Source organism: Micromonospora sp. NPDC002389, from assembly GCF_040296095.1.
Lineage (GTDB): Bacteria > Actinomycetota > Actinomycetes > Mycobacteriales > Micromonosporaceae > Micromonospora.
Genome location: NZ_JBEOWP010000004.1, coordinates 386,287 through 411,261 on the forward strand (window position 1 = coordinate 386,287; position 24,975 = coordinate 411,261).

Annotated in this window: 23 protein-coding genes; 12 read left to right on the forward strand and 11 right to left on the reverse strand. The window is 67.3% G+C overall.

Features of this window, described 5'->3' with window-relative positions; all coding sequences use genetic code 11:
* Positions 1 to 125: 125 nt before the first annotated feature.
* Positions 126 to 1,268: a S1 family peptidase gene (locus ABT008_RS10610; RefSeq protein ID WP_350695432.1), complete on the forward strand. Its 1,143-nt coding sequence runs from the start codon at positions 126 to 128 to the stop codon at positions 1,266 to 1,268.
* Between the two features lie 51 nt (positions 1,269 to 1,319).
* The gene (locus ABT008_RS10615) at positions 1,320 to 1,757 is read left to right on the forward strand and encodes a hypothetical protein (RefSeq protein ID WP_350695434.1); all 438 of its coding nucleotides are present in this window, start codon (positions 1,320 to 1,322) and stop codon (positions 1,755 to 1,757) included.
* A 107-nt stretch (positions 1,758 to 1,864) separates the two neighbouring features.
* Here ABT008_RS10615 and ABT008_RS10620 read toward each other — a convergent pair whose 3' ends face one another.
* Positions 1,865 to 2,428 (reverse strand): hypothetical protein, encoded by a 564-nt coding sequence (locus ABT008_RS10620; protein ID WP_350695435.1) that lies wholly within the window; start codon positions 2,426 to 2,428, stop codon positions 1,865 to 1,867.
* A 313-nt stretch (positions 2,429 to 2,741) separates the two neighbouring features.
* On the opposite strand from ABT008_RS10620, the gene ABT008_RS10625 reads away from it, so the two are divergent.
* Genes ABT008_RS10625 through ABT008_RS10640 form a run of 4 tightly spaced genes read left to right on the forward strand, consistent with a single transcriptional unit; the run spans position 2,742 to position 5,785 of the window.
* Entirely contained in the window at positions 2,742 to 3,383 is a 642-nt protein-coding gene (locus tag ABT008_RS10625; RefSeq protein WP_350695436.1) for a TetR/AcrR family transcriptional regulator, read from the forward strand.
* Positions 3,380 to 4,153 (forward strand): SDR family NAD(P)-dependent oxidoreductase, encoded by a 774-nt coding sequence (locus tag ABT008_RS10630; RefSeq protein ID WP_350695437.1) that lies wholly within the window; start codon positions 3,380 to 3,382, stop codon positions 4,151 to 4,153. The genes ABT008_RS10625 and ABT008_RS10630 overlap by 4 nt, the downstream gene beginning before the upstream one ends.
* Entirely contained in the window at positions 4,150 to 5,028 is an 879-nt protein-coding gene (locus ABT008_RS10635) for an ABC transporter ATP-binding protein (RefSeq protein WP_350695439.1), read from the forward strand. Before ABT008_RS10630 ends, ABT008_RS10635 begins: the two co-directional genes overlap by 4 nt.
* Before the next feature lie 16 nt (positions 5,029 to 5,044).
* Entirely contained in the window at positions 5,045 to 5,785 is a 741-nt protein-coding gene (locus ABT008_RS10640; RefSeq protein ID WP_350695441.1) for an ABC transporter permease, read from the forward strand.
* A gap of 153 nt (positions 5,786 to 5,938) precedes the next feature.
* Here ABT008_RS10640 and ABT008_RS10645 read toward each other — a convergent pair whose 3' ends face one another.
* On the reverse strand, positions 5,939 to 6,688 hold the full coding sequence (locus tag ABT008_RS10645) for an SDR family NAD(P)-dependent oxidoreductase (protein ID WP_350695443.1): 750 nt from the start codon (positions 6,686 to 6,688) through the stop codon (positions 5,939 to 5,941).
* 118 nt (positions 6,689 to 6,806) lie between these two features.
* Positions 6,807 to 10,484, reverse strand: coding sequence for an endonuclease/exonuclease/phosphatase family protein (locus ABT008_RS10650; RefSeq protein WP_350695445.1), 3,678 nt, complete (start codon positions 10,482 to 10,484; stop codon positions 6,807 to 6,809).
* Between the two features lie 272 nt (positions 10,485 to 10,756).
* On the opposite strand from ABT008_RS10650, the gene ABT008_RS10655 reads away from it, so the two are divergent.
* Complete coding sequence (locus ABT008_RS10655; RefSeq protein WP_350695446.1) at positions 10,757 to 11,239, forward strand: RICIN domain-containing protein; 483 nt, start codon at positions 10,757 to 10,759, stop codon at positions 11,237 to 11,239.
* 68 nt (positions 11,240 to 11,307) lie between these two features.
* On the opposite strand, the gene ABT008_RS10660 is transcribed toward ABT008_RS10655, so the two are convergent.
* From ABT008_RS10660 to ABT008_RS10670, 3 genes are all read right to left on the reverse strand, one after another.
* Positions 11,308 to 12,240 carry a zinc-binding dehydrogenase gene (locus tag ABT008_RS10660; RefSeq protein ID WP_350695448.1) on the reverse strand — a complete coding sequence of 311 codons (933 nt, stop codon included), beginning with the start codon at positions 12,238 to 12,240 and terminating at the stop codon, positions 11,308 to 11,310.
* 356 nt (positions 12,241 to 12,596) lie between these two features.
* Positions 12,597 to 13,799, reverse strand: coding sequence for a helix-turn-helix domain-containing protein (locus tag ABT008_RS10665; protein ID WP_350695450.1), 1,203 nt, complete (start codon positions 13,797 to 13,799; stop codon positions 12,597 to 12,599).
* Positions 13,786 to 13,956, reverse strand: coding sequence for a hypothetical protein (locus ABT008_RS10670; RefSeq protein WP_350695452.1), 171 nt, complete (start codon positions 13,954 to 13,956; stop codon positions 13,786 to 13,788). Before ABT008_RS10670 ends, ABT008_RS10665 begins: the two co-directional genes overlap by 14 nt.
* A gap of 141 nt (positions 13,957 to 14,097) precedes the next feature.
* Here ABT008_RS10670 and ABT008_RS10675 point away from each other — a divergent pair, with 141 nt between their 5' ends.
* Positions 14,098 to 14,856 carry a helix-turn-helix domain-containing protein gene (locus tag ABT008_RS10675; protein WP_350695453.1) on the forward strand — a complete coding sequence of 253 codons (759 nt, stop codon included), beginning with the start codon at positions 14,098 to 14,100 and terminating at the stop codon, positions 14,854 to 14,856.
* Positions 14,857 to 15,046: 190 nt separating this feature from the next.
* On the forward strand, positions 15,047 to 15,475 hold the full coding sequence (locus ABT008_RS10680; RefSeq protein ID WP_350695454.1) for a DUF4279 domain-containing protein: 429 nt from the start codon (positions 15,047 to 15,049) through the stop codon (positions 15,473 to 15,475).
* A 64-nt stretch (positions 15,476 to 15,539) separates the two neighbouring features.
* Here ABT008_RS10680 and ABT008_RS10685 read toward each other — a convergent pair whose 3' ends face one another.
* The 5 genes from ABT008_RS10685 to ABT008_RS10705 all read right to left on the reverse strand — a co-directional run bounded on the left by ABT008_RS10685 (position 15,540) and on the right by ABT008_RS10705 (position 21,488).
* Entirely contained in the window at positions 15,540 to 15,836 is a 297-nt protein-coding gene (locus ABT008_RS10685; protein ID WP_350695455.1) for a hypothetical protein, read from the reverse strand.
* 336 nt (positions 15,837 to 16,172) lie between these two features.
* A complete protein-coding gene (locus ABT008_RS10690) occupies positions 16,173 to 17,384 on the reverse strand; it encodes a helix-turn-helix domain-containing protein (RefSeq protein ID WP_350695456.1) in 1,212 nt (403 codons plus the stop codon).
* Positions 17,385 to 17,687: 303 nt separating this feature from the next.
* Complete coding sequence (locus ABT008_RS10695) at positions 17,688 to 18,905, reverse strand: hypothetical protein (protein ID WP_350695457.1); 1,218 nt, start codon at positions 18,903 to 18,905, stop codon at positions 17,688 to 17,690.
* Positions 18,906 to 19,230: 325 nt separating this feature from the next.
* Positions 19,231 to 20,328, reverse strand: coding sequence for a pentapeptide repeat-containing protein (locus ABT008_RS10700; protein ID WP_350695459.1), 1,098 nt, complete (start codon positions 20,326 to 20,328; stop codon positions 19,231 to 19,233).
* 791 nt (positions 20,329 to 21,119) lie between these two features.
* A complete protein-coding gene (locus ABT008_RS10705; RefSeq protein ID WP_350695460.1) occupies positions 21,120 to 21,488 on the reverse strand; it encodes a cyclic-phosphate processing receiver domain-containing protein in 369 nt (122 codons plus the stop codon).
* A gap of 553 nt (positions 21,489 to 22,041) precedes the next feature.
* On the opposite strand from ABT008_RS10705, the gene ABT008_RS10710 reads away from it, so the two are divergent.
* From ABT008_RS10710 to ABT008_RS10720, 3 genes are read left to right on the forward strand one after another with little or no spacing between them, the layout of a single operon-like run.
* Positions 22,042 to 23,586: a replication initiator gene (locus ABT008_RS10710; RefSeq protein ID WP_350695462.1), complete on the forward strand. Its 1,545-nt coding sequence runs from the start codon at positions 22,042 to 22,044 to the stop codon at positions 23,584 to 23,586.
* On the forward strand, positions 23,583 to 23,780 hold the full coding sequence (locus tag ABT008_RS10715) for an excisionase family DNA-binding protein (RefSeq protein ID WP_233220221.1): 198 nt from the start codon (positions 23,583 to 23,585) through the stop codon (positions 23,778 to 23,780). The genes ABT008_RS10710 and ABT008_RS10715 overlap by 4 nt, the downstream gene beginning before the upstream one ends.
* On the forward strand, positions 23,780 to 24,934 hold the full coding sequence (locus tag ABT008_RS10720; RefSeq protein ID WP_502890388.1) for a site-specific integrase: 1,155 nt from the start codon (positions 23,780 to 23,782) through the stop codon (positions 24,932 to 24,934). Before ABT008_RS10715 ends, ABT008_RS10720 begins: the two co-directional genes overlap by 1 nt.
* The last annotated feature ends 41 nt before the right edge of the window (positions 24,935 to 24,975 follow it).

Genomic DNA, 24,975 nt, shown 5'->3' on the forward strand with positions numbered 1-24,975 from the left:
TCGCAACGTCCATCGCCTTAACCGTGATAGCACCATCGGCACCAGCGCTTGCCAAGCAGGCGGGGGAGGAACATTGGTCCGTCGCCAGCAGCCCGTCAGGAGTTGTCTTCTCTCGGGCCTCTGCGGTGACCAATGTTCCTGAGCGTTCGGTAATCCAGCCGACCACGGTCGCTATCAAGCCGACTCCCGAGGAACTGCATGACCTGAAGCAGTTCGCTGCGCAGCATGCAATGGACCTGGAGACGACGGTAGACAAGTACGCCTGGCGGCATGAATTCGCGCGTGCTGTAGGCCATTTGCGCGCCACCTACGCGGACACATTCGCTGATGCCGCAATCGCCCCCGGCGCCAACTACGACGCCTGGATCTCATTCAGCGGATCAGCGCCGCCGGATATCGCCAGCCATCTCACCACCGTGCCGGCCCGGGTGGAGATCCGTGAACACCTAGGATGGGATGAAGCCAGCCTTGTCCAGGCAGCCAAGGACGTTCACTATGCAGTCCTGGCAGAAGCGGGCCCGAACGCTCGGGTCGCGACAAACCCTGACACCACCACCGGCACTATTCGCGTAGCTGTAGGATCGCAGCCGGGGATAGCCGCAGCAAGGGTTGCTGACCACATCCGGTCGACTCTCGAAGCTGGGCCAGTAGCCGCCGCGATCAATGCCACTCCCCCTGCTGTTCGACTCGAGATCGAAGCGACTTCCCAACTCGATGGTGGAGTTGACACCGTTTACGGCGGAGGCTCCCTCTCATCCTGCACGGCCGGATTCCCCGTTCGCCGTTCCACTGACACCTCGCAGCACGGTTTGACGACCGCAGGCCACTGCGGAAATTCGCAGGCATACGAATCGCGTAGCGTCCTGACTTTCATCTCCGCCCACGAGGGTGCCCAGGGAGACATGCAATGGCACCGCTCTTCGGAGGCAGTTGGAAATCAGTTCTACTACGACTCAGGTGTGCGCCGAAACGCGCAGACAGTCGGCCACCCCACGCCGGGAATATCGGTATGCAAGTTCGGCAAGACCTCTGGCGCCACCTGCGACGAGGTGTACCAATTGAACCAATGCCGTGATCAATACTGTGGCCTTGCCATGACTCACCGGCGCAAGGCAGCGGGTGGCGACAGCGGTGGACCCTGGTACTGGGGCACCGCCGCCTATGGCGTCCACTCCGGATACAAGACTTACAACCTGCTCACTCGAGACATGTTCACACCCACCCAGCAGGTTCACATCACGCTGGGACTACTATTGAAGACGACCTGAGGCTTCGGAGCGACGTCGGGTGCTGACCTACATTCTGGAGGCACGGTGCGAGTGAGCGATGACAGAAGATGGCCTCGCTGGTTGATCGCGGTATCGCTCGTCGGCCTGGGCACCCTTACCGGCTGCGGCAGTGATGCCAGTGGCGGGCAGGTGGTCGAATCCGACGGCGTACGCACAATCGTTGCGCCAGCATCCGATGGCGGCCGGGATGCTCAGATTGCGGGAGAGTTGATCGTCGCCGACGGACGGTGCCTCGCCGTGCGGACCAACGAGGGCAGTGTCTACCTCCTCGCCTGGCCGAACGGCACCACGCTCCTCGGGGATGGTCAGACGGGAGTGAAGGTGCCCGGCAAGGGAGACATCAAGGTAGGCGACTCCTTCGAGGCAGGTGGCGGCTACCAGAGCCCACCCCTAGGCGACGGCTTCCCAGACGTGCCCACCGAGTGCGTCGGCTCGGAGGAAGTCGCGGTCATCGACAGCATCAACTAGAACGATCGTTGTATTTGCTGGTCGAGCGGGCCGGCGGCGGCATCCCCTGTCGTTCCCCGGTCCGCTCGATCTGACCGTCAGAGCCATACCTGTAGGCACCGAGCCACTCACTCCATGACGGTCAGTTGGATGGTGCCGGTGGCGAGACAATAGGGCGACGGCACGGCGGTCCGCCTTGTGTGAGCCATCCGTCGCCGGGTGGCCCGCCACCAGGAGTCGACATCGTGGGTGCCGGTGAGGAACACGATCCGTCGCATGTCGGGCAGCGGGACGACCGAGGGGCCGCAGACTCCACGGGCCACCCACGACGGGATGCCGGGGGCGGCGGTGTCGAGCACGCGTACGGGCGTCGACCAGGCCGCGCGGTCCGGCGACGGAGTGGCGGCGCGCATCACCCACAGCCCCTGCTCCGGGTAGGGCGTGGTGCCGTGCAGGTTGGTGCCGCGAGCCAGTGTCATCTCCCACCCGTGCGGGATCGGGTAGACGGCGTTGTCGAAGTAGCCCTCCTCACTCGTGGCGAAGCGCCGGGCAGGCTCCCAGTGGACGCCGTCACTGCTGTCGGTCACGTGCAACTCGAAGTCGGGCTGCTCGCCGGGGGCGACCTCGTGCGGTGTGGCGAGAATCCACATCCGGTAACCGGTGTCGACGGCGATGACCAGCGGTTCGAGCACGCTGGGTTGACCCGACCCTCCACGCAGGACCGGCCCCGGGTGTCGCGCCCACCGCCCACGGTCGTCCTGCGTGAGGAGACCGATCGCGTACGCACTGCCTGGGCCGTAGTGACGCGCCCCGGCACGGCCGGCGTAGTAGATGCGCGCACCGCGTCCGCCATGGGGTGGCACGTAGCTCGGAGTGTGCATGCCGCCCGCGTCCCACGCCCCCCTGGGCTGGTCGGCGACGATCGGAGGCCGGTCGAGTACCCACCCGGCCTGCTCGGGTCCCGTGCCGGCGCAGCTCTCTGGCATCACGTGCTAAATTTTGGCCATGGTGCCAAATATTGAACCCGGCAGCCAGTCACGCACCTTCATCGAGGAGGCGCGGCGGGCCCAGATCGTGAACGCCGCGGTGGAGACCATCGCGGAGGTCGGCTACCACCGCGCGTCGATGGGCAAGATCGGCACTCGTGCGGGGATCAGCCGAGGACTGATCTCGTACCACTTCGCGGGGAAGTCCGAGCTGATCACCCAGGTCGTCACGACCGTCTACACCGACGCCGCAGCATCCATGGCACCGATGATCGATGCCGAGACCACGCCTGCAGGCCAACTGCGCGCCTACATCAGCTCGAACCTGGAGTACATGCGCGCCCACCCGGCCCGGATGATCGCCCTCGTCGAGATTCTCACCAGCGGTGGCCTGGGTGACCTGCCCGACGCCGACCCGGCCGAATTCGACCGGCAACTGCTGTTGCCGCTGGAGCAACTGTTCGAGGCGGGGCAGGCATCCGGCGAGTTCCGGGACTTCGACGTCACCGTCATGGCCCGGATCGTGCGCGGCGTGATCGACGCCGTACCCACCGCGCTGTCCCGCGATCCCGGCCTCGACATCGACCGGTACCTGCGGGAGATCACCACCGCTATCGACCACGCCACCCGGCCGGTCCCGTCCACCACGGAGAAGCCATGAACCCCCTCGACGACAAAGTCGTACTCATCACCGGCGGAGCCAGCGGAATCGGTGCGGCCATCGCCCGCCGCTTCGCGTCCGGCGGCGCCCGCGTCGTCATCGCCGACGTCGATCCGGCCGGGGAGACCGTCGCCCGGGAGGTTGCCGGCGCCTTCGTCCGTACCGACGTCGCCCGGCTGGCCGACAACATCGCCGCCGCCCAGACTGCGACCAGGCACTTCGGCCGGCTCGACGTCGTCGTGCTGAACGCCGGAATCGGTGAACAGGGCAGCTTCACCGAGGACTTCCGGCCCGAGCACTACCGCGACCTGGTCTCGGTCAATCTCGACGGAGTGGTCTACGGGCTGCACGCCGCCCTGGAGGTGTTCACCGCGCAGGGTTCCGGCGCGGTCCTGGCCACCTCCAGCCTGGCCGGCTTGAGCGAGAGCCCGATGAACCCGCTCTACGCGGCCACCAAGCACGCGGTGATCGGGCTGGTCCGCTCTGTCGCGCCGCTCGTGGTCGACCGGGGTGTCACCGTCAACGCGCTGTGCCCCACCTTCATCGACACCCCGATCCTGGGAGAGGCGATCCCGTTCATCAGCGACCTGGGAGTGGCGGTCCTCTCCCCCGAACGCGTCGCCGAGGTCGCCGAGCTGGTGCTGACACGCGGCGGGACCGGACAGGCGTGGCCGGTCGTGCCGCACGGTGAGCCGAGCCCCTTCGCCTTCCCCGACCTCCCGTCGATCATGTCCGACCCGAACCCACAGGTTCCGGAGGCCGCCGCATGACCGTCCTCGCCCGCGTACGCGACCTCACCCGCCGCTACCACGACACTGCCGCGCTGGACGGCGTCTCCCTGGACATCCCCGCCGGGCAGGTACTCGGACTGCTGGGCCCCAACGGTGCCGGAAAGTCCACACTGATCAACGTGATGACCGGCCTGCTGCGGCCCAGTTCCGGCAGTGTCGAACTGTGCGGCGGCGACCCGCGCAGCGAGTCGACTCGTCGCGTGATCGGCGTGACGCCGCAGGAGACCGGGCTTCCGGAGACCTGGCGGGTCACCGAACTGGTGGACTTCGTCGCGGCGCACTTCCCCGATCCGGTGGACCGGGCCGAACTTCTCGACCGCTTCGACCTCACCCCGCTGGCCGACCGGCAGGCCGGCGGCCTCTCCGGCGGACAGCAGCGACGGGTCGCGGTCGCGCTGGCCTTCGTCGGGCGGCCCCGACTGGTCTTCCTGGACGAGCCCACCACCGGTCTCGACGTGGACGCCCGGCGGGCGCTGTGGGACGGCATCCGGTCCTTCCACGCCGACGGCGGAGCCGTCCTGCTGACCAGCCACTACATCGAGGAGGTGGAGGCGCTGGCCGACCGGGTGGTGGTGATGGACCACGGCCGGATCATCGCCGACGGCGGTCTCGCCGAGATCCGCAGCCGGGTCCGGCTCAAGCGGGTCACACTCAGCCACCCGGTGCTGCCCGCGCTCAGCGGGGTCACCTCGATCGAGCGAGACGCCGACCGCGCCCATCTGCTCACCAACGATGCCAGCGCGCTGGTCCGGGAACTGGTGACCTCCGGCGCGTCCTTCACCGACATCGAGATCGAATCCGCCTCGCTGGAGGACGCCTTCCTGGCGATCACCGGCGACCGGCGGACCACCTGACCCGAAGGGCCGTTCCATGTCCTCCTTGACCATGACCTACACCCGGCGGAACCTCGCCGACACCATCCGTACGCCCACGATGTTCCTGACCGTGACACTGGTCCCGGTCGGAGTCATGGTGTTCTTCGTCGTACCCTTCATCGGCCAGGACGCGGCGGCGATCACCTCGGCCACCGCGACCCTTGTGGTGTTCGGGGTGCTCATGGCCTGCGTCGGCCACTTCAGCGTGGCGATCGCGGCGCAACGGGAATCGGCCTGGGGGAACTACCTGCGCACCCTCCCCGGCGGAATCGCCCCGCAGATGTCCGGCTACCTGCTGGTCGGGCTGGCGGTCGTCGCCGCGGCGATCATCCCGATCCTGCTGGTGGCCGGGCTGTTCACCGCCGCCTCGGCTCCGCCGTCACGGGTACTGCTGGCGGCGGGGGCGCTGATGGTCGCGGTGGTGACCTTCACCCTGCTGGGGCTGGCGATGGGCTACCTGATGTCGATGCGGGTGGCCGCCATCGCCAACAGCGTCGGCTTTCTGCCGCTGGCGGTGGCCGGTGGGATGTTCTTCGACGACGCGGACACGCCGAAGATCATCGAGCAGATCGCACCCTTCGTACCCACCCGGGGCGCGACCGACCTGGTGCTGGTCGCGCTCACCGGGGAGTCCGTCGGGCCCCTGTCCCTGGTGATGCTCGCGGTCTGGATCACGGTCCTCGCCGGACTCACCGTCTGGGGACACCGTCGCGACCAGGTACGCCGATTCACCTGAGGCCGAGCCCTCCTCCCCTTCGGGTGCAGTGGTCCGCGACGCGAGGCGGAGTTTCAGGATCAACGAATCCGGGAGTTCGGGATCCCGTCAGACGGTATCGGGCCAGCGCGGCGGGTCGTTGCATGATGACCACCCCCGGGTGTGGCGTGCCCGTCATTGAGGCAGACCCTGGTAGTCGGCCGGGCCGGCGATCTGCCCACCGTCGCCCGCCACCTCGCTACCGGTGACGAACATCGAGTCGTCGCTGGCGAAGAAGAGGACGATCCGGGCGATGTCGTCCGGCTGACCGACCCGGCCGAGCGCGACGTTGCTCGTGTCGAACGTGACGCCTTCGGTCATCGGCGTCTGGATCTGGCCGGGGTGCACCGCGTTCACGCGGATCCCGTGGACGCCCAACTCCAGCGCGGCGGTCTTGGTCAGCCCCCGTACGCCCCACTTCGACACCACGTAGCCGGACATCCTCGGCACGCCCTGGAGAGCGCCGACGGAGCCGATGTTGACGATCGATCCGCCGCCGGCCCGCTTCATCGCCGGGACGACGGCCTGGATGCCGTTGAAGACACCGATCAGGTTGACGTCCAACGTGCGCTGCAACCGCGCTGCGTCCCACTGTTCCAGCGGAGCGGGGTCGGCGATGCCGGCGTTGTTGACCAGGATGTCGACGGAGCCGAAGCGCTCCTCCGTCCGCCCGACGAGGGCTGCCCACTCCTCTGCCGACCGGACGTCGAGTCTCTCGGCGACGGCCTGCGGCCCGAGTTCCGCGGCGAGCGCCTCCGCCACGGTGCGGTTGACGTCGGCGATGACCACGTTGGCGCCCTCCGTCACGAACCGGCGCACGGTTGCCGCTCCCATTCCCATCGCTCCGCCCGTGACCAGCGCGGTCTTACCCTGAAGCCGTTCCATGGCGAGTTCCTTCCTCCCGCACCAACGGCGCGGGGATCTCATCCTTCGATATCGGTGCGCCGGCTGAGGCAGCCCCAGGCGCCCCACTCGGCCCGGGGCTGCCTCGCGGCGACTCAGGTCAGTCCGCCCAGCGCCAGTTCTCGACGCCGTCGGAGCTGGCGAACTCCACCGTGAGCTGGGCGTGGACCCCGTGGTCGGTCAGGTACAACGGAACCGGCGCACCGTGGAACCCGGTCATGTTGTAGATGCTCATCGAGTCGGTGTCCTGGTGCATGCACCACACCTGTCCGTCGCTGTTCGGCGCGTACGGCTCCAGCACCACCTGCCCACCCGGCAGCGGCTCCGTCCCGTTGGGCGACGAGGTCAGGTACTCGTCACCGAAGAGCAGATGGAAGCAGCGGTCGGCACCTCGCTGGCCGACGAAGATCGGCTCCCAGCCTTCGGTCGCCGTGTCGTTCGGCAGCAGCCGCACCGGTCGATTCTCGACGCCGTCCGGATCGGCGACATCGATCTCGGTCTCCCCTTGCGGCGACGTCGCCACGTGCCGGATCTCCCGCCGCTCCCCGACCTCGGTCTGGGAGGCGAAGAACCAGAGCTGCTCCGCCGAGCCGTCCGCGTCCCGTACACCCAGCAGGAAGTCACCGGGCGTGATGGCGGTGAGCAGCTGCCCGTTCACGTAGTTCCGCAGCGTCCACGCGCCGTTGTCGGCGATGATCGGCCGCCACAACTGGTCGAGCCGCCGCGCCGAGCTGAGCGCGGCGCGGGAGTTCGGCGCGACGCTCTCCAGCCCGATGTACCGGCCGTCCGCCACGTTCTGCAACCGCAGGTGGCCGTCGAACTCGTTATCCCAGTCCAGCCGCCACCGCTGGTCCCGCCCCTCGTCATAGGCGGTGTCCGGAATCAGCGGGCCGCCGCCCGGCTCGACGTCGGCCACGTTCGTGGTGGCGGCGTTGCGCAGCAGCGCCAGTCCCGGCAGCGTGGGAGTGGCAAGCGGTGGGTTCTCCGCGGCCGCGCGCAGCGTCAGGCTGTACCGGACGGGAAAGTGATCCGAGGAGACGGTCGTCGTCAGTGTCCTGGCGCTGAGCAGGGTCGGCGCCCCGCCTCCGAAGTCCGTCACCCCGTAGTCATAACTGTGCGTCGGATTCTGGGTGGGATGCGTGTGCTGAGGCGGATCCATCACTCCGAACTGTTGCGCAGGCAGCGCGGCCCGGAGATTGTTCGGTTCCCGGTTGAAGTCGCCGAGCACGATCCATTCGTAGGGACCGTTCGGTCCCGGGTTGTTCTGCATGTGCGTACGAATGTTCTGCAGCAGAGCTGGCGTGTCGGGGCCGCCGGGTGACCAGCCGTGAACGGTGAAGAACACCGTCTCGCCGATCCGTACGCCGAGAGCGGGACGAGCACCGTTAAGTCCGGCGGCCACCACAATGACCTCTGCCGCCGGCTCTCGGGTGGCCACCGCCAAGTTGACCCGCCCGAAGTTCGTCGGCGAGGTGTCGGTGTGCAACCAGTACAACCTCGCGCCACCGGGGCGCCCGCCGCTGCCCCAGCGGTACTCCTCGACGTTCGGGAATCCCGGGCCAATCTGGGCATTGCCCCGATCGTAGACATTCTGCTGGTGCTGGGCTAGAAGGGTCATGCCCGCCGGGGGCACTCCGGCTTCCTGCAGAGCTACGACAAATGCCCCGCTCTGCGTAACGAAGCTCCTCACCTCTTGGTATTTGTTCTGGTAGCTGCCCTCCGCCGCGGAACCTGCTCCCTGCATGTTCCAGGTGATGACCTCCTGGCGGTTCTCGTCCCGGGGTTCGAGCTGGCCGACGTCGCGGAGGAACAGTGAGGGCCACCGCTCGTTGCGGACGACGACGCCCTGGCCGTCGTAGGTCGCGGTCTCCCGCCCGGACCAGTCCTTGATCGGTGCGCCGCCCTGGCTCAACGGGGCGAACGCGCGCGGGTTGTTCGCGTCGGAGCCGAACTGGTAGATCGCGCTGCTGTTGCCGCTGCCCACCGAGTAGGGCTCGTACGGCAGGAACGGGCCGCCGGGCGTGGACTGCTTGATCAGGGTGTTCTGGTGGAAGACGTTCTGCGGGCCGGAGGCACCGGACCATTTGATCGCCTTGGCCGCAGCCGCCCACCAGATCGGGAACCAGGTGCCGTCCTCCAGTTCGCCGCCCTCACCGCCGCAGTTCGCGGTGCAGTTGCCCGACCGGTGCTCGTACGGCACGCGTACGGTGTTGCCCTCGAACAGGTTGTACCGTTCCCAGCCGCCGTGCAGGTTGAGGTCGGAGTCGAGGTCGTTGCGGAACGCCACGTTGCCGCTGGCCGACCACTGGAACGTGAAGTGCCGCAGGTTCCGGCTGGTGTTGTAGGCCCAGAGCGAGTCCCACACCCGGCTGCCGCGCAGATAGCCGTTGCCGCCCTTGCCCTTGTTCCACGCGCCGTCGAAGGTGTTGTGCTCGATCTGCAGGTTGCGGGCGACCTCCGTGACGACCGGGTGCGAGCCGGTCATCGTGCCGGTCAGTCCGCGCACCCAACTGTTCGCGGCCCACTTGAAGGCGAGGCCGTGCATGGCGTACTCGGGCGCGAGGTTGCCGTAGTTGTGCACCGCGTCGCCCGGCGGCGTGGTGTAGCGACCGCCGCCGTGCTTCGGCATGTCCAGCAGTTCCTGGCTGAAGGCGAAGTTCTCGAAGCCGACCCCTTCGACCACGCGCAACGGCGTGATCTTGCTGGTGTACGCGGTGCTGCCGATCGGCGCCGAGCCGTCCGACGTCGAGTCGACCGGCACGTCGTACTCCAGCGGCCGGTCGAGGGTCACGGTCTTGCGGGTGCGGTCCACCTGGACCGCCCGGAACATCTGCTGGCGCATGTGCAGGTTCTCGCGGACGCCCGGGTCGTCCGGCGACAGGCCCTGCTGCTCGTAGAAGTTCCGGCTGTTCGCGGCGCCGACCCAGACGTAGCCACCGACGACGAACCGGTCCATCTTCGCCGCCGGGTCGATGTGGATCACAGAGCGTCCGGTACGGGCCGAGAAGCCCGGGTCGCCGGAGGCCGAGGCCAGTTTCACGCCCGAGGCCCAGTGCTGGTTGATCGACCCCTCGAACAGGTCCTTCCGGTTGCGCGGTGCGGTGGTCCACTCGTCCACGTACCGCTCGGCGACCTCGCGGGTCTGCACCTTGAACAGCGCACGACCGGGCCAGATCCAGCCACCCCTGCCCTCGTCGGGGGCGGTGCCCCAGATCATGGAGTCCTGGTGCCACCGGCTGCCGTCGGCGGTCAGCGTGTCGTACCGGGTGTTGGCGTTCGGCCGGAAGACGACGCGGGTGCCACCGTCACCCGCACCCTGACCCCGCAGGATCAGGAAGCTGGCGTCGACGTAGATCTGCTGGGTGATGTCGATCCGCCCAGCGGGCAGGGTGATCAGCGAGAGCCGGCGGTGGTTGCCCGAGGGCGAGCAGGATTCCTTGATCTGGTCGATCGCGGCCTGAAGGCCGCTGCTGTCGTCGATGCTGTCGTCCGCGCGGACGCCGAACTCGCTGGCGAGCCGAGCCGCACTGATCGTGCAGGCGCCACCGGCCAGGTCGCCGTCGGACGGCAGCGGCGCGCCACCCAGATATCCCGCACGGGACCAGTCGGGCATCCCGGCCACGGGCTCGATCCGGTTGGCGGCGGTCAGGTTCGCGGCGGCCGGGTCGGCGGCGGCAGCCGTCTGGACCGCCGGCGGTGCTGTCGCCTGGGCCGAAGAGGGGGCCAGCACCGCCACCGGCATCAGCAGCAGCGTCGATAGTGCTCGGACGTAGCGCACTGTGGATTTCCCACGTGCGGTGGATCGAATTTCCCGCATACCGATGACGACGAGCCGGGCGGTCGATGGTTCACGTGATGGAGAACACTTCTCCGCCGCGACGAAACCACTCGCCCAAAGTTCAATAAGATCTTGTGTAGAGGGTCACCGGATTGAAGCTTGCGTCCGCAACAACCGTGTCGATGTAATGACTGGCGCCGCCGTCCACAGTGTTCGTCAATGAATGCGAGCAACTACGGCGAAGTCATCACCTCATTGGGGAGACCGCAAAAATGATCCGTAGCAAGTCCGCCGGGGCGCTGTTCACCATGGTGATCGCTCTCCTCGCCAGCCTCACCACGGTGATCGCCACGCCACAGGCGGCGTCCGCCGCAGCGGCGCCCGTGTACCACCTGCGGAACGTGCAGACCGGGCTCTGCCTGGACAGCAACTCGTCGGGCACCGTCTACACCCTGGCCTGCAACGGCGGAAACAACCAGAAGTGGTACGACCTGCCCGCCGCCCCCATCGTCCACCGATACATCATGGTGAACGTCGCCACGGGTCGATGCCTCTCCACCAACTACAACGGTGACCTCTACACCGCAGCGTGCGAGAACAGCCAGCCGCTCCAATTCTGGTACTTCCTCACGCAGCCGTCGCGAGTGGCGAACGAATTGACCGGCCGGTGTGCCGACAACAATTACAGCGGATGGGCCTACGCCGAACCGTGCAACAACGGCAATTACCAGAGGTGGCACAAGAACTGGCTCTGACCGCACCGGAGCATGGGCTGCGTCGGGGCCGTGGTGCCCCGATGCAGCCCGGTCGGTTTCCGAGGCACTCAGATCAGCAGCAGGGTCTTGCCCACTGCGGTGCGGTTCTCGATCGCCGCGTGGGCCTCGGCGGCACGTTCCAACGGAAAGGTCTGCCCGATGATCGGTCGGACGACTCCCGCCGCCGCCTCGGCGAACATCTGCTCCGCCCACCGCGCCACTTGCGGCCCGAAATCGAACAGCTGCTCGATGCCGATCACCTCCACTCCCCTGCGACGCGCCTCGGCGGGCTCGATGAGCGTGACCTCGCCGCTGGACGCGCCGTGCACCGAGAATCGACCGCCTCGGGCCGTCACCTCGAATGCGGCCCGCCCGATCCGGCCGCCGACACCGTCGAACACCACATCCGCTCCCCTGCCACCGGTCGCTTCGAGTACCCGCTCGGTCCAGCCCGGTGCGCTGTAGTCGACTACCGCGTCGGCGCCCAGGTCCTTGACCACACCGAGCTTCCGCGACCCGCGAGCGGCTCCGACCACCCTCGCGCCCGCCGCACGGGCGAGCTGCACCAACAGGCTGCCCACCCCGCCCGCCGCCGCTTCGATGAGAACCCAGTCACCGGCGCCAATCTTGGCGTATTCGACCAGCCCCTGCGCGGTGCTGCCGTCGCTGTACAGGGCGGTGGCCTCCGGCAGACCCAGGCCGTCCGGCACCGGGAACAGGTCCCCGACCAGCGCCACCGCCTGCTCGGCGAAACCGCCGGTCTCTCCCGTGCTGGCCAGAACGCGCCGCCCCAGCCACACCGGATCCACCTGCGCACCGACCGCGCTCACCAGCCCGGCCACCAGACTGCCCGGCACGTACGGCAACTCCGGCCGTTCATGCCACCTGTCGGTACCACGCCGGATCTGCGTCTCGACGAACGTCATGCCCGCCACTGCCACGCTGACCACGACCTGGTCCGGTCCGGCCACCGGGTCTGGTACCTGAGCTGGAACCAGCACCTCGGGATCCCCGAAACGAACTGCCTGGACCACTCGCATTTCATTCGCTCCCGTCCGTTCGCCGCCGCGAACATCGAGAGCATGCATCCTAAGGTTAGGTTGAGGTCAACCGACGCAGGTCGACGACCGCAGTCAGCCGGAGGCACCCTCTTCCGGCTGCCTTGCGGTACTCCACAGCTGTACTTCCTTGGCTACACGGAGGACGTCTCGGGCGGCGGCGGCCACCGGGCAGTCCGCCGTGCGGCAGATCGGGCAGCAGCCGTCGGGTCCGGGTCGGTGGTCGCGGAGTACCCAGCGGGCGGTCAGGATCAGTCGGTTGCGGATCTGGGCGAGGGACAGGAACGGCGCGGTCATCCTCAGCCCACCCCGATGGTGGCGGCGAGGTGCACGAGCGTGGTCGGGGCGGTGGGGTCGCGGACGATCTGAGCGAGTACGTCCCGGCCTGCCGGGCGGTGTCGGATCTCGGCGGGAGCCATCCGGTCGGCTTCCATCAGTGCCCGGCCGGCGTTGATCGGATCATCGGTGTGGAGGTACGCGCGGGCGGCGTCGATCAGGTGCGCGGCGCGGTACTCGACGGGCAGCCACCGCCAGCCGTCGCGGTCGGTCGCCTTCTCGTGCCAGGCCACGGCGTCGCCGCCGTCGCCCAACTCCACCGCTGCGGTCACCCTGGCCGTCTGCACCGCCGTCGGCCCGAACCCGGTGCGGTGGTGATCATGCCCGTCACCGACCTGGACGGCCAATGCTGCCGCCTCGTCCAGCAGATCGACCACCGCTGCCTCGTCGCCTGATCGGGCGGCAGCCAACGCCGCCTGCACCAACAGAGTCCCGCCCAGCGACAGCTCCTCAGGCGGGCCGCCCTCGATCGTCGGGGGCACGATCCGGTAGGCGGCGGCCAACATCGCCGACCTGGCCGCCCGCACCTGCCCACACCCACGCAGCACCTGACCGAGTTGCACCGCTGCGGCGGCCACCAGGATGCGGTCCCCGGTGGCGGCGGTCATCGCCCGATCGACCGCCAGCCACGCCAGGTCCGGCTCACCCAGCTTCACCAACAGCGACGCGGTGATCCGGTACGCCTCCACCAGCGGCCCCCGACCCGCCACCGGGTCCACCGCGTGAGCGCGCTCGACGTCGGCCAGCAACTCCGGCAGCCGGTCGGCCACCCGCTCGTAGCGGGCGTGCTGAAAGGTCGTCCACACGTAGGCGACCTGCCGATCCACCTGCGCGCCGGGTGGCACCGGACGACTGCCTGCCGGTCGGCCGAGGGGAATCGCGTACCGGGACAGTGCCGCCCGGACCCGTTCGACGTCTGCGGTCCGGTCGGACACATCCGTCGGCTGGACGTCCCGACCGAGCAGCACCGCCGTGTCGATACGCAGGACCGTCGCGACCTCCTGGAGCGTGGACACCTTGTCCAGCGAGCGCACTCCCCGCTCGACCTTGTCCACCCAACTCTTCGACTTCCCCAACCGATCGGCGAACACCTGCTGCGACAGCTTCCGCCGCCCCCGCCAGTACGCCACCCGCCGCCCCACCGGCAGCAGCTCAACGACGCCCACGACGCCACCGCCGATCCGGCACCGCCCGGGTGGTCTCCTCCACCGGAATGCGATCCGCCTCCGCCTCGGCCAGCAGCCGACGCTTCGCCGCCTCGCGCTCGGCCGCCTGGATCTGCTCACCCCGGCTGACCGCCAGCTCGTCGCCTTTACCCGGCATCCTTTACCTCCGCCTGTAGGAAGCGGCGGCACGTTGACCGTCGCAGATCCACAGTGACGTCGGGATGTCACCTGTTGCGACGGCACAAGAACCGACAAATCAACCACATAGCGGGCGACATTTAGGCGACATGACGCTAGGGTGGCGGTCATGACCGCCCCCAACACCGCGTTGCGCGCTGTCCGCACCGGAATGCGGATGAGCCAGGACGACTTCGCTCGTGCGCTCCAGGCCGCGGGCCACCGCGTCGGCGAGCCCAATGACGCCAACAAGCGACTCGTCCAGCGATGGGAGTCCGGCACGATCGCCGCGCCGCGCCCCGTCTATGCCCGCGCACTGGAAGTCGTCACCGGGCTACCCATCTCACTTTTGGGCTTCGCAGCGGCACCCAACGGGCATGTCGCTGACGACGACCACGGCGGCCACGACCTGACCTCTCCCGTGTCCAGCCTGGCTACGCCGACACCGACGTCCAAGCCCACTACAACCGGCCGTTCATACGAAGGCGTGTGGCTCAGCCGCTACCAGTTCTACTCCAGCGGGCGGGGAGACTCCTTCGCTGGACAACACTTCGTGGTGCTGCTCCAGCACGGCGATCGATTGACGGCACGCAGCCTGCCTGGCTCGGCGTTCTCGTCTCTCTCGCTGGACCTGACTCTGGACGGTGCCGTCGTCACTGGCACCTGGGTAGAGCAGACCGACCCCACCGGCTACTACCGGGGCGCCCGGTACCACGGAGCAATCCAGCTCATCGCCGAGCCGACCGGTCGACGGATGGCCGGAAAGTGGATCGGCTTCGGCAAGGACATGGACGTGAACACCGGCCCGTGGGAACTCGTCTTCCGCGACGCCTCGACGTCTAAAGCGACACTTGATCGCTACAACACGTCGGCGGGGTAGGTCGCTGCTGGCCTAGGAGCCCCTGACCACTCGCTTGCAAGTTCTGGGCGCTCCGTCCGACTCAGTCCGCGTACGTCTCTGACGTCGGGCGCTAATCCGCCGCCCTCCGTCGCTGGCCCTCGGGCACGGATCGGGCAACCTTGGTGTTACCGACTGTTTGTTGCGCCGGTTCGCTGCCATGATCCGAGCCATGCGGGTACATCAGTATGTGTACTTCTCGTTGCGTTCGGACCATCTCTCTGCGCACGAGATGGCGACGCGGTTAGGCATGGAAGCAGACGAGGTCAGCGTCAAGGCGAGCAAGAGGGAGAACCCTCCGGTGCCGCGCGTCCATTCCTGGAGGGTTGTGTGTCGTGACAGCGGCTTGACGGTCGATGAGCAGATTGACCGAATCATCGACCGCCTTGAGCCTATCGCCGATGAGATAACGGCTCTCGCTAGATCGATCGATGAGTCGGAGGGGGAGGGCCTCACCTCGACACTCCAGGTGGTGCGCTACTTCAATGACGACGATGGCGACCAGCATCAACGTCTCGGCTGGCACCTCGATCGCCGAGCCTTGGAGTTTCTTCAATACACAGGGGCCGAGCTAGACGTGGACGAATACGGAGATGACTGAGGCATGGCTAGCGCGCTTCGGTGTGAACTCTCGGCAGGCCGGTCGGATCGGGCGTCGTACGAGGTCATCCGGCCTGGTGGCGCTCGTTCCGGTCCGGTTCGGCTGGCACGGTTGCTGTACTTCGCTGCTGTACTTCCGGCGGCTGCCGGGTCCAGCCGACGAAACGGCGGTGCAGGGTGCCGGCGGGTGCCCAGGGCATGTCCTCGGCGGCCTGAATGAGGTAGGCCCCGAGGTAGAGAGCCAGCGACACCGGCGCGTCCGCGTACTCCGCGCGCAGCTCCCGCCGCCGCGTCGGACACGGCCACGGCAGGTCGCAGCCGCCGCAGCTCCAGATCGGCATCACCGGGCCATGAGCGGTCACCGCTGGTCCTCCGTCTGAGGCCAGTGCCCTCGGTTGATCGGTATCCGGTGTCGGGCTCGGCACGGCAGGTCGGATCCGCAGTTGCAGATGCGCCGCCAGTGCTGCCAGGACCACACTGGCCGATGCCGCCGGGCGAAGGTCAACGCGGTGGCGGACAGATAGCTGTCGTACGAGACGCGCCGCACGTACCCTCCCTCGTCGCTCACGAGGGCGGCTCGGTCGCCCTCTGGCTGAGGGACACGGCGGCCGGGCGTGACTCGCACCGACCACCGCATCCCGTGAGCGAGAAGCTACGGTCGGTGGCCGGGCGGGATGGGTAAGGTTCCTACCCCTGGTTCAGGAGACGAGTCCAACCTTCGTCGCCAGGTCACGGGCGGCATCCCGGGTGGAACGCGGACCGTCGAGCAGGTCCATGGTGATCTGACGGGCGTACCCGTTGAACCGGATCGTCTCCGGAGCCGACTCGTACGCCTGCAGCAGCGTCGCCACGGTCGCTTCCTTGTCGTCCCTGCCATAGTGCGCCCGCGCGACCTCGATCAGATGGCGTGCCCGACGCGGCCTCGACGGAATCGCCGCCGCATCATGACGACGGGCCTGCCGCACCGCCTCGCCCGACTGCTGCAACTCCACCGCCACCGTCACCGCATGAGCGCCCATGATGACCCGCGAGAACGACGTCTGCGGCTGGTAGAAGCCCTCCGGCAGGCGCTGCGCCACCTGGTCCGCGCGGTCCCAGTACTGCCAGGCACGACCTTCCTCACCAGCACGAGCAGCCGTGTAGGCGGCCTCGAAGTTCAGCGCCCCCCACAACGCCAGCAGATTCGTGCTCCCGTCGACCGCCCTCGACTCCAACGCCGACAACATTTCCAGCGTCACCCTCATCGCGGTGTCCCAGTCGCCGGACTCCCGATGCACCTGACACAGGAACCACCCCGCACGGGCGATCGCCTCCGGATCACCGGACTCCTGCGCGGCCACCATCGCCCGATCCGTCACCCGCCACAACAACTCGGCGGCAGGCTGATAGGCGACGAACATCTGCGCCAACCCGAGCGTCTCCGCCCACAGAGCCTGCGCCTCCCGCCGCTGGTCACCCTCGTACGCCAACACGGCCCGCTGCCCGTCCCGCAGCAACCCCGGCAACAACCCGCCCAGCACCGTACGGTGATCCGCCGCCTGATGACGCGCCCGCCACCCCGCCACAAGCCGCTGCCGCAGACCCGACAACGACACCGGCGGGGCGTCATCGGGAAGCGCGACATGATTCAGCGCGGCCCGGACCGACACCAACGCCGGATGCTCCGGCCCGTTGACCACAGCAGACCGATCACCCAACTCCGCCGCCAACGCCGACACGTCGATCTTCAGAGCACGCGCGATGCGATCCAGCATGTGAATGCGCGGCGGCAGAATCCGATCCGTCTCCACCGCCTTGACCCACTCGGCGCTGCGGCCCACCAACCCACCCAACACCGTCCGAGACTTCCCGGACCGCTCCCGATAGACCTTCAACCGCTGCCCGAACGTCAACTCCGGCAAGGAATCCACCCGGAACCCCCTCGCGTAGCGCAGGACGCACCACCGACCCATCGGCCGCCACCACGGCCAACGCTACCGACCAGCCCAACGCCTCATAACCCCCCACACGCCAGCGACTCGCCCACGCCGGGATGGCATCTGGACCCGTCGCTTGTAAGTTCTGGCCGCTCCGTCCATCTCTGTCCGCACACATCCCCGACCTCGGGAGGGTATCCTCGACGGCCGGCTTCGGCTCTCACGGTTCGGGCCTGTTGCTGTCAACAGCAAAAGGGCTGACTGCTTTGTCGGAGGCCACCAGCAGGGCTGAGGCCGTCAGCCGGAGCGACTATCATAAGTGTGGTTGTTGTCGAGAGTCTCATCAATGCCTGAAACCCTGAGCGCTGCTTGCCGCGGATTCCCCATTATTTCGTCCACTGAATCTCTGGGGGCCGGGAGCCGCTCGATAATCTGCGTCATCGCGCGCAGGTCAGAAATCGAGAGGCGCGCAATGTCAACCACACCCTCCTCTTTTGCGACTATCCGCTTTGCCATTTCTTCCCAGACTGCAAGCGCAAGCGCTAAGCGTTCTTGCAACTTCTCTTCGTCGGTGAGAGAGTCTTCGCCTTCCTGCTTTTTCTTGTAAGTCTCGTAGCAAATCTCGTCAATGAGCATCTGAGCCACTTTAACGAAATCAGCGCTCGGATTGTAACTGCCTAGCACCCGTCGCAAATCGTCACCATAGAAACCCCACTCATTACGGCGCACTACGACGCCGCAGAGATGCTTGGAAATCGCAAGACGCACGGATGATTTGTCGTCTATCGGGGCATCGGAATGGACTTGCATGACTCCATACGTGCCCTCCGGCTGGAGCAGTCCCTTCCAGCGCTCAAGGCGTCTGATCCAACCCGGACGTTGCAGGTTCTCGGCCAGGAGGATGCCCTCAACAAGAGCGGGATCAGTTCCCGCCCGAGTTGCTTCATCTCGGGCGAGCTTGATCAGTTCCTGACCTAATTCTTGCCTTGATCTCTTGACTAGAGCCTCCGCCGAACTCGTGGCCCGAGAAATCCGAAGGGCCACGACCGCTAGCAACGCCACAAATATGGTGGTCCAAAGGGACTTGAAGAACTCATCAATGGGTGGCACAACGGCGGTGAATGGACCAGGACCTAATCCCCCCAGTGCAGCCGATCCGAGCGTTCCAAGTATCGCCGCAATAACCACTAGCGTAGATGGAAGCCGCGTGTGATTTCTGATTCGCACGACGGTCTTGAAGTAGTGAACGACTTGAGTCCGCGCAAGATGAAGAGTCGCACCACCGAGCGCGCAGGCCATCGCCGTTCCGCCAAACGAGCTTACCGTCGTTGAAACCAGCAAGGTGACGACGTATGCAGGAACGAACAGAAAGGCTAGATATCGGCAGATATTTCGGTTGACAATCAGCCCAACGTCTGCGGAAGCCGAAACGTAGCTTGTCGGCCATTCCGTCTGAATGGCCGCATAAAAGATGGCGAGCAAAGCGGAAATAGCAAGCACACCCGCAGCGGTCACCAACGGATCCCTCACGTTGTCCCCGTCCACTTAGAGCCGACCTGTACAGCTCTCACATCCTTCCATGCGGGTACAAGTGCCATCCCGTCTGCCATCGACCCGCCCGCCTCGGGGAGCGGTGCCGCCGCCCGGCCCGCCACGTCAAGACGGCCTTGACGGCTCGTACGGACGCTGGCTTCGGCTCGCGTTGTTCAGCCCTGTAGCTGTCACCGTTGCTGTCGACAGCAGCAGGGCTGACTGCTTCGGTGTGAAGGAACCACCGGCCGCCGGTGAGCCGAGTCCCGTCTGCGGCCAGCGCGATGCGCCTCGGCTGCAATCAGCAAATTCACCTCGACCCGTGGCTATTCACCTCCCCCTCGCCCACTTCGTCCACCTCTGCCTCTGGACCATCGAGCCGCTTAAAGATCGGATCCAGAGAATCCCAGTCGAGCGGCCCCTCTTCGTCGACAAGAATTCCAACGGATAAAGGGTCAAGGTAGTATGGTAGGACGGTAGAAGAGTTGATGGCCACACGCTCAAGCTGGCGCCCAGTCATCCCCACGGCAGGCATGTCATTTGGGTCGACAGTTCTCCCCAACGCAAAAAATGTGTTTCGCGCATCAACCGCCGCGAACCCGGTACTCGCCAGATTGCAGCCAAGCAGATAGGCGCGATCTAGGCAGCAGTCGTTGATCTGCGCGCCTTCTAGATGCTCGCCGAACTTCGCCCCCGAGCAGTCCGAATCCACTAAATAGATGCCGCGCATATCTGGAGGCAGATAGGCGCCTCTAAGAGTGCAACCAACCATGTACGCACGGCGAAGTGATCCCATTCGTAGGTCTGCGTATGCAAGGCTAGCGTCGTGCAAGTTGGCCCGGGTCAGATCAGCACCAAAGAGGTCCGCGTCATCTAGCTTGGCGCAGACAAGAGTGGCATTGCGGAAATTCACTTCCCTTAGGCTTGCGTTACGCAAGTCGGCACCAGTTAGATCCAAGGGGCGCGCTTCAGCCCTTTCTGGTCTCCGCCCTAGGACCGTCAACGCCGCCTGCACGTCGGCCGGGAGTTTGACATCAGACTTTCTCGGCCCCGCCGAACCCCAAAACTCTGGGAGTTCCCGATTGTCGGGGTAATCCTCATGACCTGGCCACTCACGCACATAGGAAGAGAGGACTTCGATTATCGTTTGGTGATCTTTCTCGGATTCGACCATTATTTGCTCTGCCGCAAACACGCCCCCAATTCGCTCGTGCATTTTTTCACTCGCAAGCAGTGCAACTACCTTTAGATACCGGTCAGTTAGCTGACCCCTCCGGGAAAGACGGTAAGTGCTGACCGTCACAGTTAGAGCAATTAGCGCAACAATTCCGGCAGCGGTTTGCAGCAGGGTCTGCCTGACGCTATTTATTGCGTCAGCGCGCTCCTTTCCTGCGAGCGAACTAACCACATCCCCACCCACAAGTGACGCAAGGGGCCCTATGATGATGAATACGACGAAGGCGACACCTGCACATACGGCTACAGACGCTAGAACCCGCAGGACCAACTTGCGGTTCCGCGATAGCTCGTCAGTAATCTTGGCAGTAAGTCGCCTCTTCCAATAACGAAGTCGATTCATCCACTTTTCTCACAATGAATGCCGGGTAGAGACTTGCCGCTGACCTCCAACATCTAACCTCATCTTCGCCATCCCGTCTGCCGTCGACCCGCCCTTCTGGGAGCAGGCCGCCGCCCGGCCCGCCACGTCAAGCGGACCTTGACACCCGTACGGACGCTGGCGGGCCGGGCGGCGGTCTGCTCGGCTTGCCCGGGTCGATGGCAGACGGGGTGGCCTACCGCAACCACCCACGGACCGCGACCCGCCGACGGAGCCCCGGCCATCCTGGAGCCGGAGCGCCCCCGCCGGAGGCGCAGTAACCGCAACCCCGCGACCGGCCTCCAGCTCGCCAACGCGGCCGGCGTCCGCATCCCTACGCCGCGCGGGCTCGTGGCCGTGCGGCCCGGCCGGCTGTCGGCCCACCACTACCCGGTCAACGCTGCTGTCGCGCTGCGGCGGCCCACCGGGTTACCCGCTCTCCGCGCCAGCCGCCGGGCGTGTTGCGTGGCCGGAGTCGGAGCGCCAGCGGAGCGACGGACGCGCGCCCAGGCGGCGGCGCGTGCGGCCCGTTCAGGGCCGCCTTGATAGACGTAAGGAAAGTCCTCACACACAGTCGGCAGCCGGCCAGCTTCCCCAGGCTGCTACTCGGGCTCGGCCAGGTAGCCGACGAACGGTGACCCAGCCGCAGAGCGCACGTTGTAGCCCCAGCGGCGCAACGCCTGCATGATCCTTCCAGCGCCGGCGGGGTTCGCTGAGTGGACGTACACGACGCCGATATCGAATGGGACCTCCTCAAACGCGGCCCGCTCCAACACCTCGACGACCGGCCAGATCGTGTCGTCCTCGCCGAGGTCGTGATCCAGCCACAGCTCGTCCATTCGCTGTCCGCGGTGTCGCTCCAGTGCCTCGATGCCGGCCCTGCTGGTGCGCGCAACGTGTGCCGCCCGACCATCAAGAAACGAGCGCAGGTCGTCAACCAGCACGACGCCCGGCAGCTTCTCGGTAACCACGGCACCATCCTTGAACCAGCACGCCGCCAGCGCCACCGTTATAAGGGCTCGCACTTGGCACGAGACTACGACGGATTGACGAGTCGGTACCCGGTGCTACTCTGGCGGTCGTCGAGCACGCCAGTGCGGCCTCCCTGCCGGATCGCTGGGCTCGACCACGGAGCTGCTGAGCGGCCTTCCTGCCGCTGATGCGGGCCACGTCCCGCCGGTTCTCGATCACCTTGGCCGCGATGTCGGCCCCGGAATCCGCTGAGTGGCCCAGCACGGTCTTCCCGCCGTCACGATGGCCCGGATTCGCATTCCCTCGACGGGTGGGGTTCGCCTGCGGCAACCCGCCGGACGCCGACCTCCAGGCACCCCACCCGTCCCGGCCTCACCCAGCACGGCAACCGGAAGGACCACAACCCAACGGCGGTCAGCCACACCCGCCCTCCGGCGTCAGTCGCCCTCCACGGCGGTGCCAGGAGACACACGAACACCACCGACGGACAGCGTTCCGGCCCCCCGGTGGCGTTTCGTCGCCCGTCCCTGCCACTCGCCCTGAGGAGAGATCGTGTCCACCCTGCACCGTCCCGGCGTTGCCGCCGGTCGTGCCGCCCAGGCCCTGCACCGGGCCGCCACCCCCGACTACTTCGGCTGGTTGGAGCACACCCGGACCGCCGGGGGTTGTGCCCGTCCGATCCGGCTGACCGGCACCATGACCGCCGTCGACCGGGACACCGGGCGGGTCCTGGGCGAGCAGCACACCGACGAGTTGCCCGATCGGGTGCTCTACAAGGCGTGCGGCAACCGGCGTGCCGCCCAGTGCCCGGACTGCTCCTGGGTCTACGCCGGTGATGCCTTCCAGGTCGTCCGCTGTGGCCTGACCGGCGGCAAGACCGTCCCCGCCTCGGTCACGCAGCACCCGGTCGTCTTCGCCACCTTCACCGCGCCGTCGTTCGGCCCGGTCCACCGCCGGAACGTACTCCGGCACACCTGCACCGACCGGCGGCGCTGCGACTGCCGACCGGCCCCCTGCCACGCCCGCCGTGACGCTGCCACCTGCCCGCACGGGCGGCCCGGGGCCTGCTTTACCCGGCACGACTGCGCCGATCCGCAGCTCGGTCGGCCGCTCTGCCTGGACTGCTACGACCACGATCACCAGGTCGTCTGGAACGTCTTCGCCGGTGAGCTGTGGCGGCGCACCAAGCAGGCCGTCGAGCGGCACCTTGCCGCCCTCTGCCACCGTCGCGGTATCCCGAGGGTCGAGGTTGTCACCGACTCGGGCCGGGTTCGGCGGGTGCCGCCGGTGCGGGTGTCGCACGGGAAGGTCGCCGAGATGCAGCGCCGGGGCGCGGTGCACTTCCATGTCCTGCTGCGTCTCGACGGGGTCGATCCCGGTGACCGGCACGCCCTGGTCCCGCCACCGGTCGGGATCACCGTGGACGACCTCGACGCCGCCGTGTACGCCGCCGCCCGGCAGATCACCTTCGCCACTCCGCCGCATCCCGACCGGCCGCAGGGTTGGTCGATCGCCTGGGGTGAGCAGGTCGACGTGCGCCGCATCGGCACCGGTGACGGGGACGTGACCGACGCCAGGGTGGCCGCCTACCTGGCCAAGTACGCCACCAAGGCCACCGAGGTCACCGGCCACTGCTCCACCCGACTAACCCCGGGCACGGTCGACGCCTACGCCGATCCGGAGGGCGACCACCTGGCCCGGCTCATCGACGCCTGCTGGCGACTCGGCCGCCCCACCCGGCGCCGCACCAACGACACCGACGCCCAGGCCGAGGACCGTCAAGGCGACCTTGACACCACACCCGATGTCTATGCCGGGCTGCGACGGTGGGCGCACATGCTCGGCTACGGCGGTCACTTCCTCACCAAGGCCCGCCGGTACTCGGTCACCTTCGGACTGCTCCGCGACACCCGCGCCACCTACCGCCGCACCGATGACAACTCCGTCAGCGTCGGCACCCTGGCCTTCGTCGGCTCCGGTTGGCTGACCGACGGGGACGCGCTGCTCGCCAACACCGCCGCCGCCCAGCACCGGGAGCGCAGCCGCGTCGGCCGGGAGGAACTCGCCCACGAGACGTGGTCGGGGGTGGCGGCGTGACCCGACCTCTCACCCCACGGTGGTACTCCCCCGCCGAGGTCGCCGTCCTGCTCGGCTTCGGCATCTCCAAGGTCAAGATGAAGATCGCCACCGGCGAACTGCGCTCCATCAAGGACGGCAAGTACCGCCGCATCCTCCCCGAATGGGTCGACGACTACATCCGCGACCAGATCGACCGGCAGGAGGCCGCCTGATGCCCGCCCGTGCCCGTGCCAACGGCGAAGGCTCGATCTTCCCGTACCGCAACGGCTTCGCCGCGTACGTCTGGGTCACCAAGCCGGACGGGAAACGCACCCGCAAGTACGTCTACGGCAAGACCCGGGACGCCGTCCACGACAAGTGGATCAAACTGCACCAGCAGGCCAAGGCCGGACCGGTGGCGACCAGTGTGCCGACCGTGGGCAGCTTCCTCGCCTACTGGCTGACCGAGATCATCGAGCCGAACCGGGCGCCGCTCACCTTCGCCACCTACGAGACGTTCGTCCGGCGTTACCTCTCCCCCGGCCTCGGGTCCAAGCGGCTCGACCGGCTCCAGGCGCGGGAGGTGCAGACCTGGCTGAACCAGGTGGCCCGCACCTGCCAGTGCTGCGCCCAGGGCAAGGACGCCGCCCGCCGCAAGGAGAAGCGGCGCTGCTGCGCGGTCGGTCGGTGCTGCCAGGCGGTCCCGTCGACGCGCACGGTCAGCGACATCCGGGCCGCCCTACGCGCCGCCCTCACCCACGCCCAGGCCGAAGACCTCATCAGCCGCAACCCGGCCGTGCCGGTCACCCTGGCCACCGTCCGCCGTCGACGCGGCAAGTCCTGGTCCAGCGACGAAGCACGCCGCTTCCTCGAATCCGCCCGCGGCGACGCCGATCCGCTCTACGCCGCGTACGCCCTGGTCCTCGTCACCGGCCTGCGCAAAGGCGAAGCCCTCGGCCTCACCTGGGCAGACGTCGACCTCGACGCCGGAGAGCTGACCATCGGCCGCCAACTGCAACGCGTACGCGGGAAGCTCCTGCACCGCGACACCAAGACCCAGGCGTCCGACGCCACCCTCCCGCTGCCCGACATCTGCTTGGCCGCACTCCGACTGCGCAAACACCAACGCGACGAAGCACGAGCGACGGCCGGTAAGGCGTGGCACGACAACGACCTGGTGTTCACCACCCGCTACGGCACGCCCATCGAGCCGCGCAACTTCCAGCGCTTCTGCCAAACCCGCAGCGACGAGGCCACAACAACCCCGATCACCGTCCACAACACCCACGTACCTGTACAACTCAACGCGCAACAGATCGCGCGGATCGACGCACCGCACCATCGCACCGTGGGGTGTCCGGGGGCTCGGCCCCCGGAGCAGAAATGACAAGGCCCCCCGGTCCGCGCGTTCTGCGGACAGGGGGCACC

What these genes read in the sequence shown, in the direction of transcription:
- ABT008_RS10625 (WP_350695436.1), top strand. Translation starts at nt 2,742, where the DNA reads ATGGTGCCAAATATTGAACCCGGCAGCCAGTCACGCACCTTCATCGAG.
- ABT008_RS10630 (WP_350695437.1), top strand. Translation starts at nt 3,380, where the DNA reads ATGAACCCCCTCGACGACAAAGTCGTACTCATCACCGGCGGAGCCAGC.
- ABT008_RS10635 (WP_350695439.1), top strand. Translation starts at nt 4,150, where the DNA reads ATGACCGTCCTCGCCCGCGTACGCGACCTCACCCGCCGCTACCACGAC.
- ABT008_RS10640 (WP_350695441.1), top strand. Translation starts at nt 5,045, where the DNA reads ATGTCCTCCTTGACCATGACCTACACCCGGCGGAACCTCGCCGACACC.
- ABT008_RS10645 (WP_350695443.1), bottom strand. Translation starts at nt 6,688, where the DNA reads ATGGAACGGCTTCAGGGTAAGACCGCGCTGGTCACGGGCGGAGCGATG.
- ABT008_RS10655 (WP_350695446.1), top strand. Translation starts at nt 10,757, where the DNA reads ATGATCCGTAGCAAGTCCGCCGGGGCGCTGTTCACCATGGTGATCGCT.
- ABT008_RS10670 (WP_350695452.1), bottom strand. Translation starts at nt 13,956, where the DNA reads ATGCCGGGTAAAGGCGACGAGCTGGCGGTCAGCCGGGGTGAGCAGATC.
- ABT008_RS10680 (WP_350695454.1), top strand. Translation starts at nt 15,047, where the DNA reads ATGCGGGTACATCAGTATGTGTACTTCTCGTTGCGTTCGGACCATCTC.
- ABT008_RS10720 (WP_502890388.1), top strand. Translation starts at nt 23,780, where the DNA reads ATGCCCGCCCGTGCCCGTGCCAACGGCGAAGGCTCGATCTTCCCGTAC.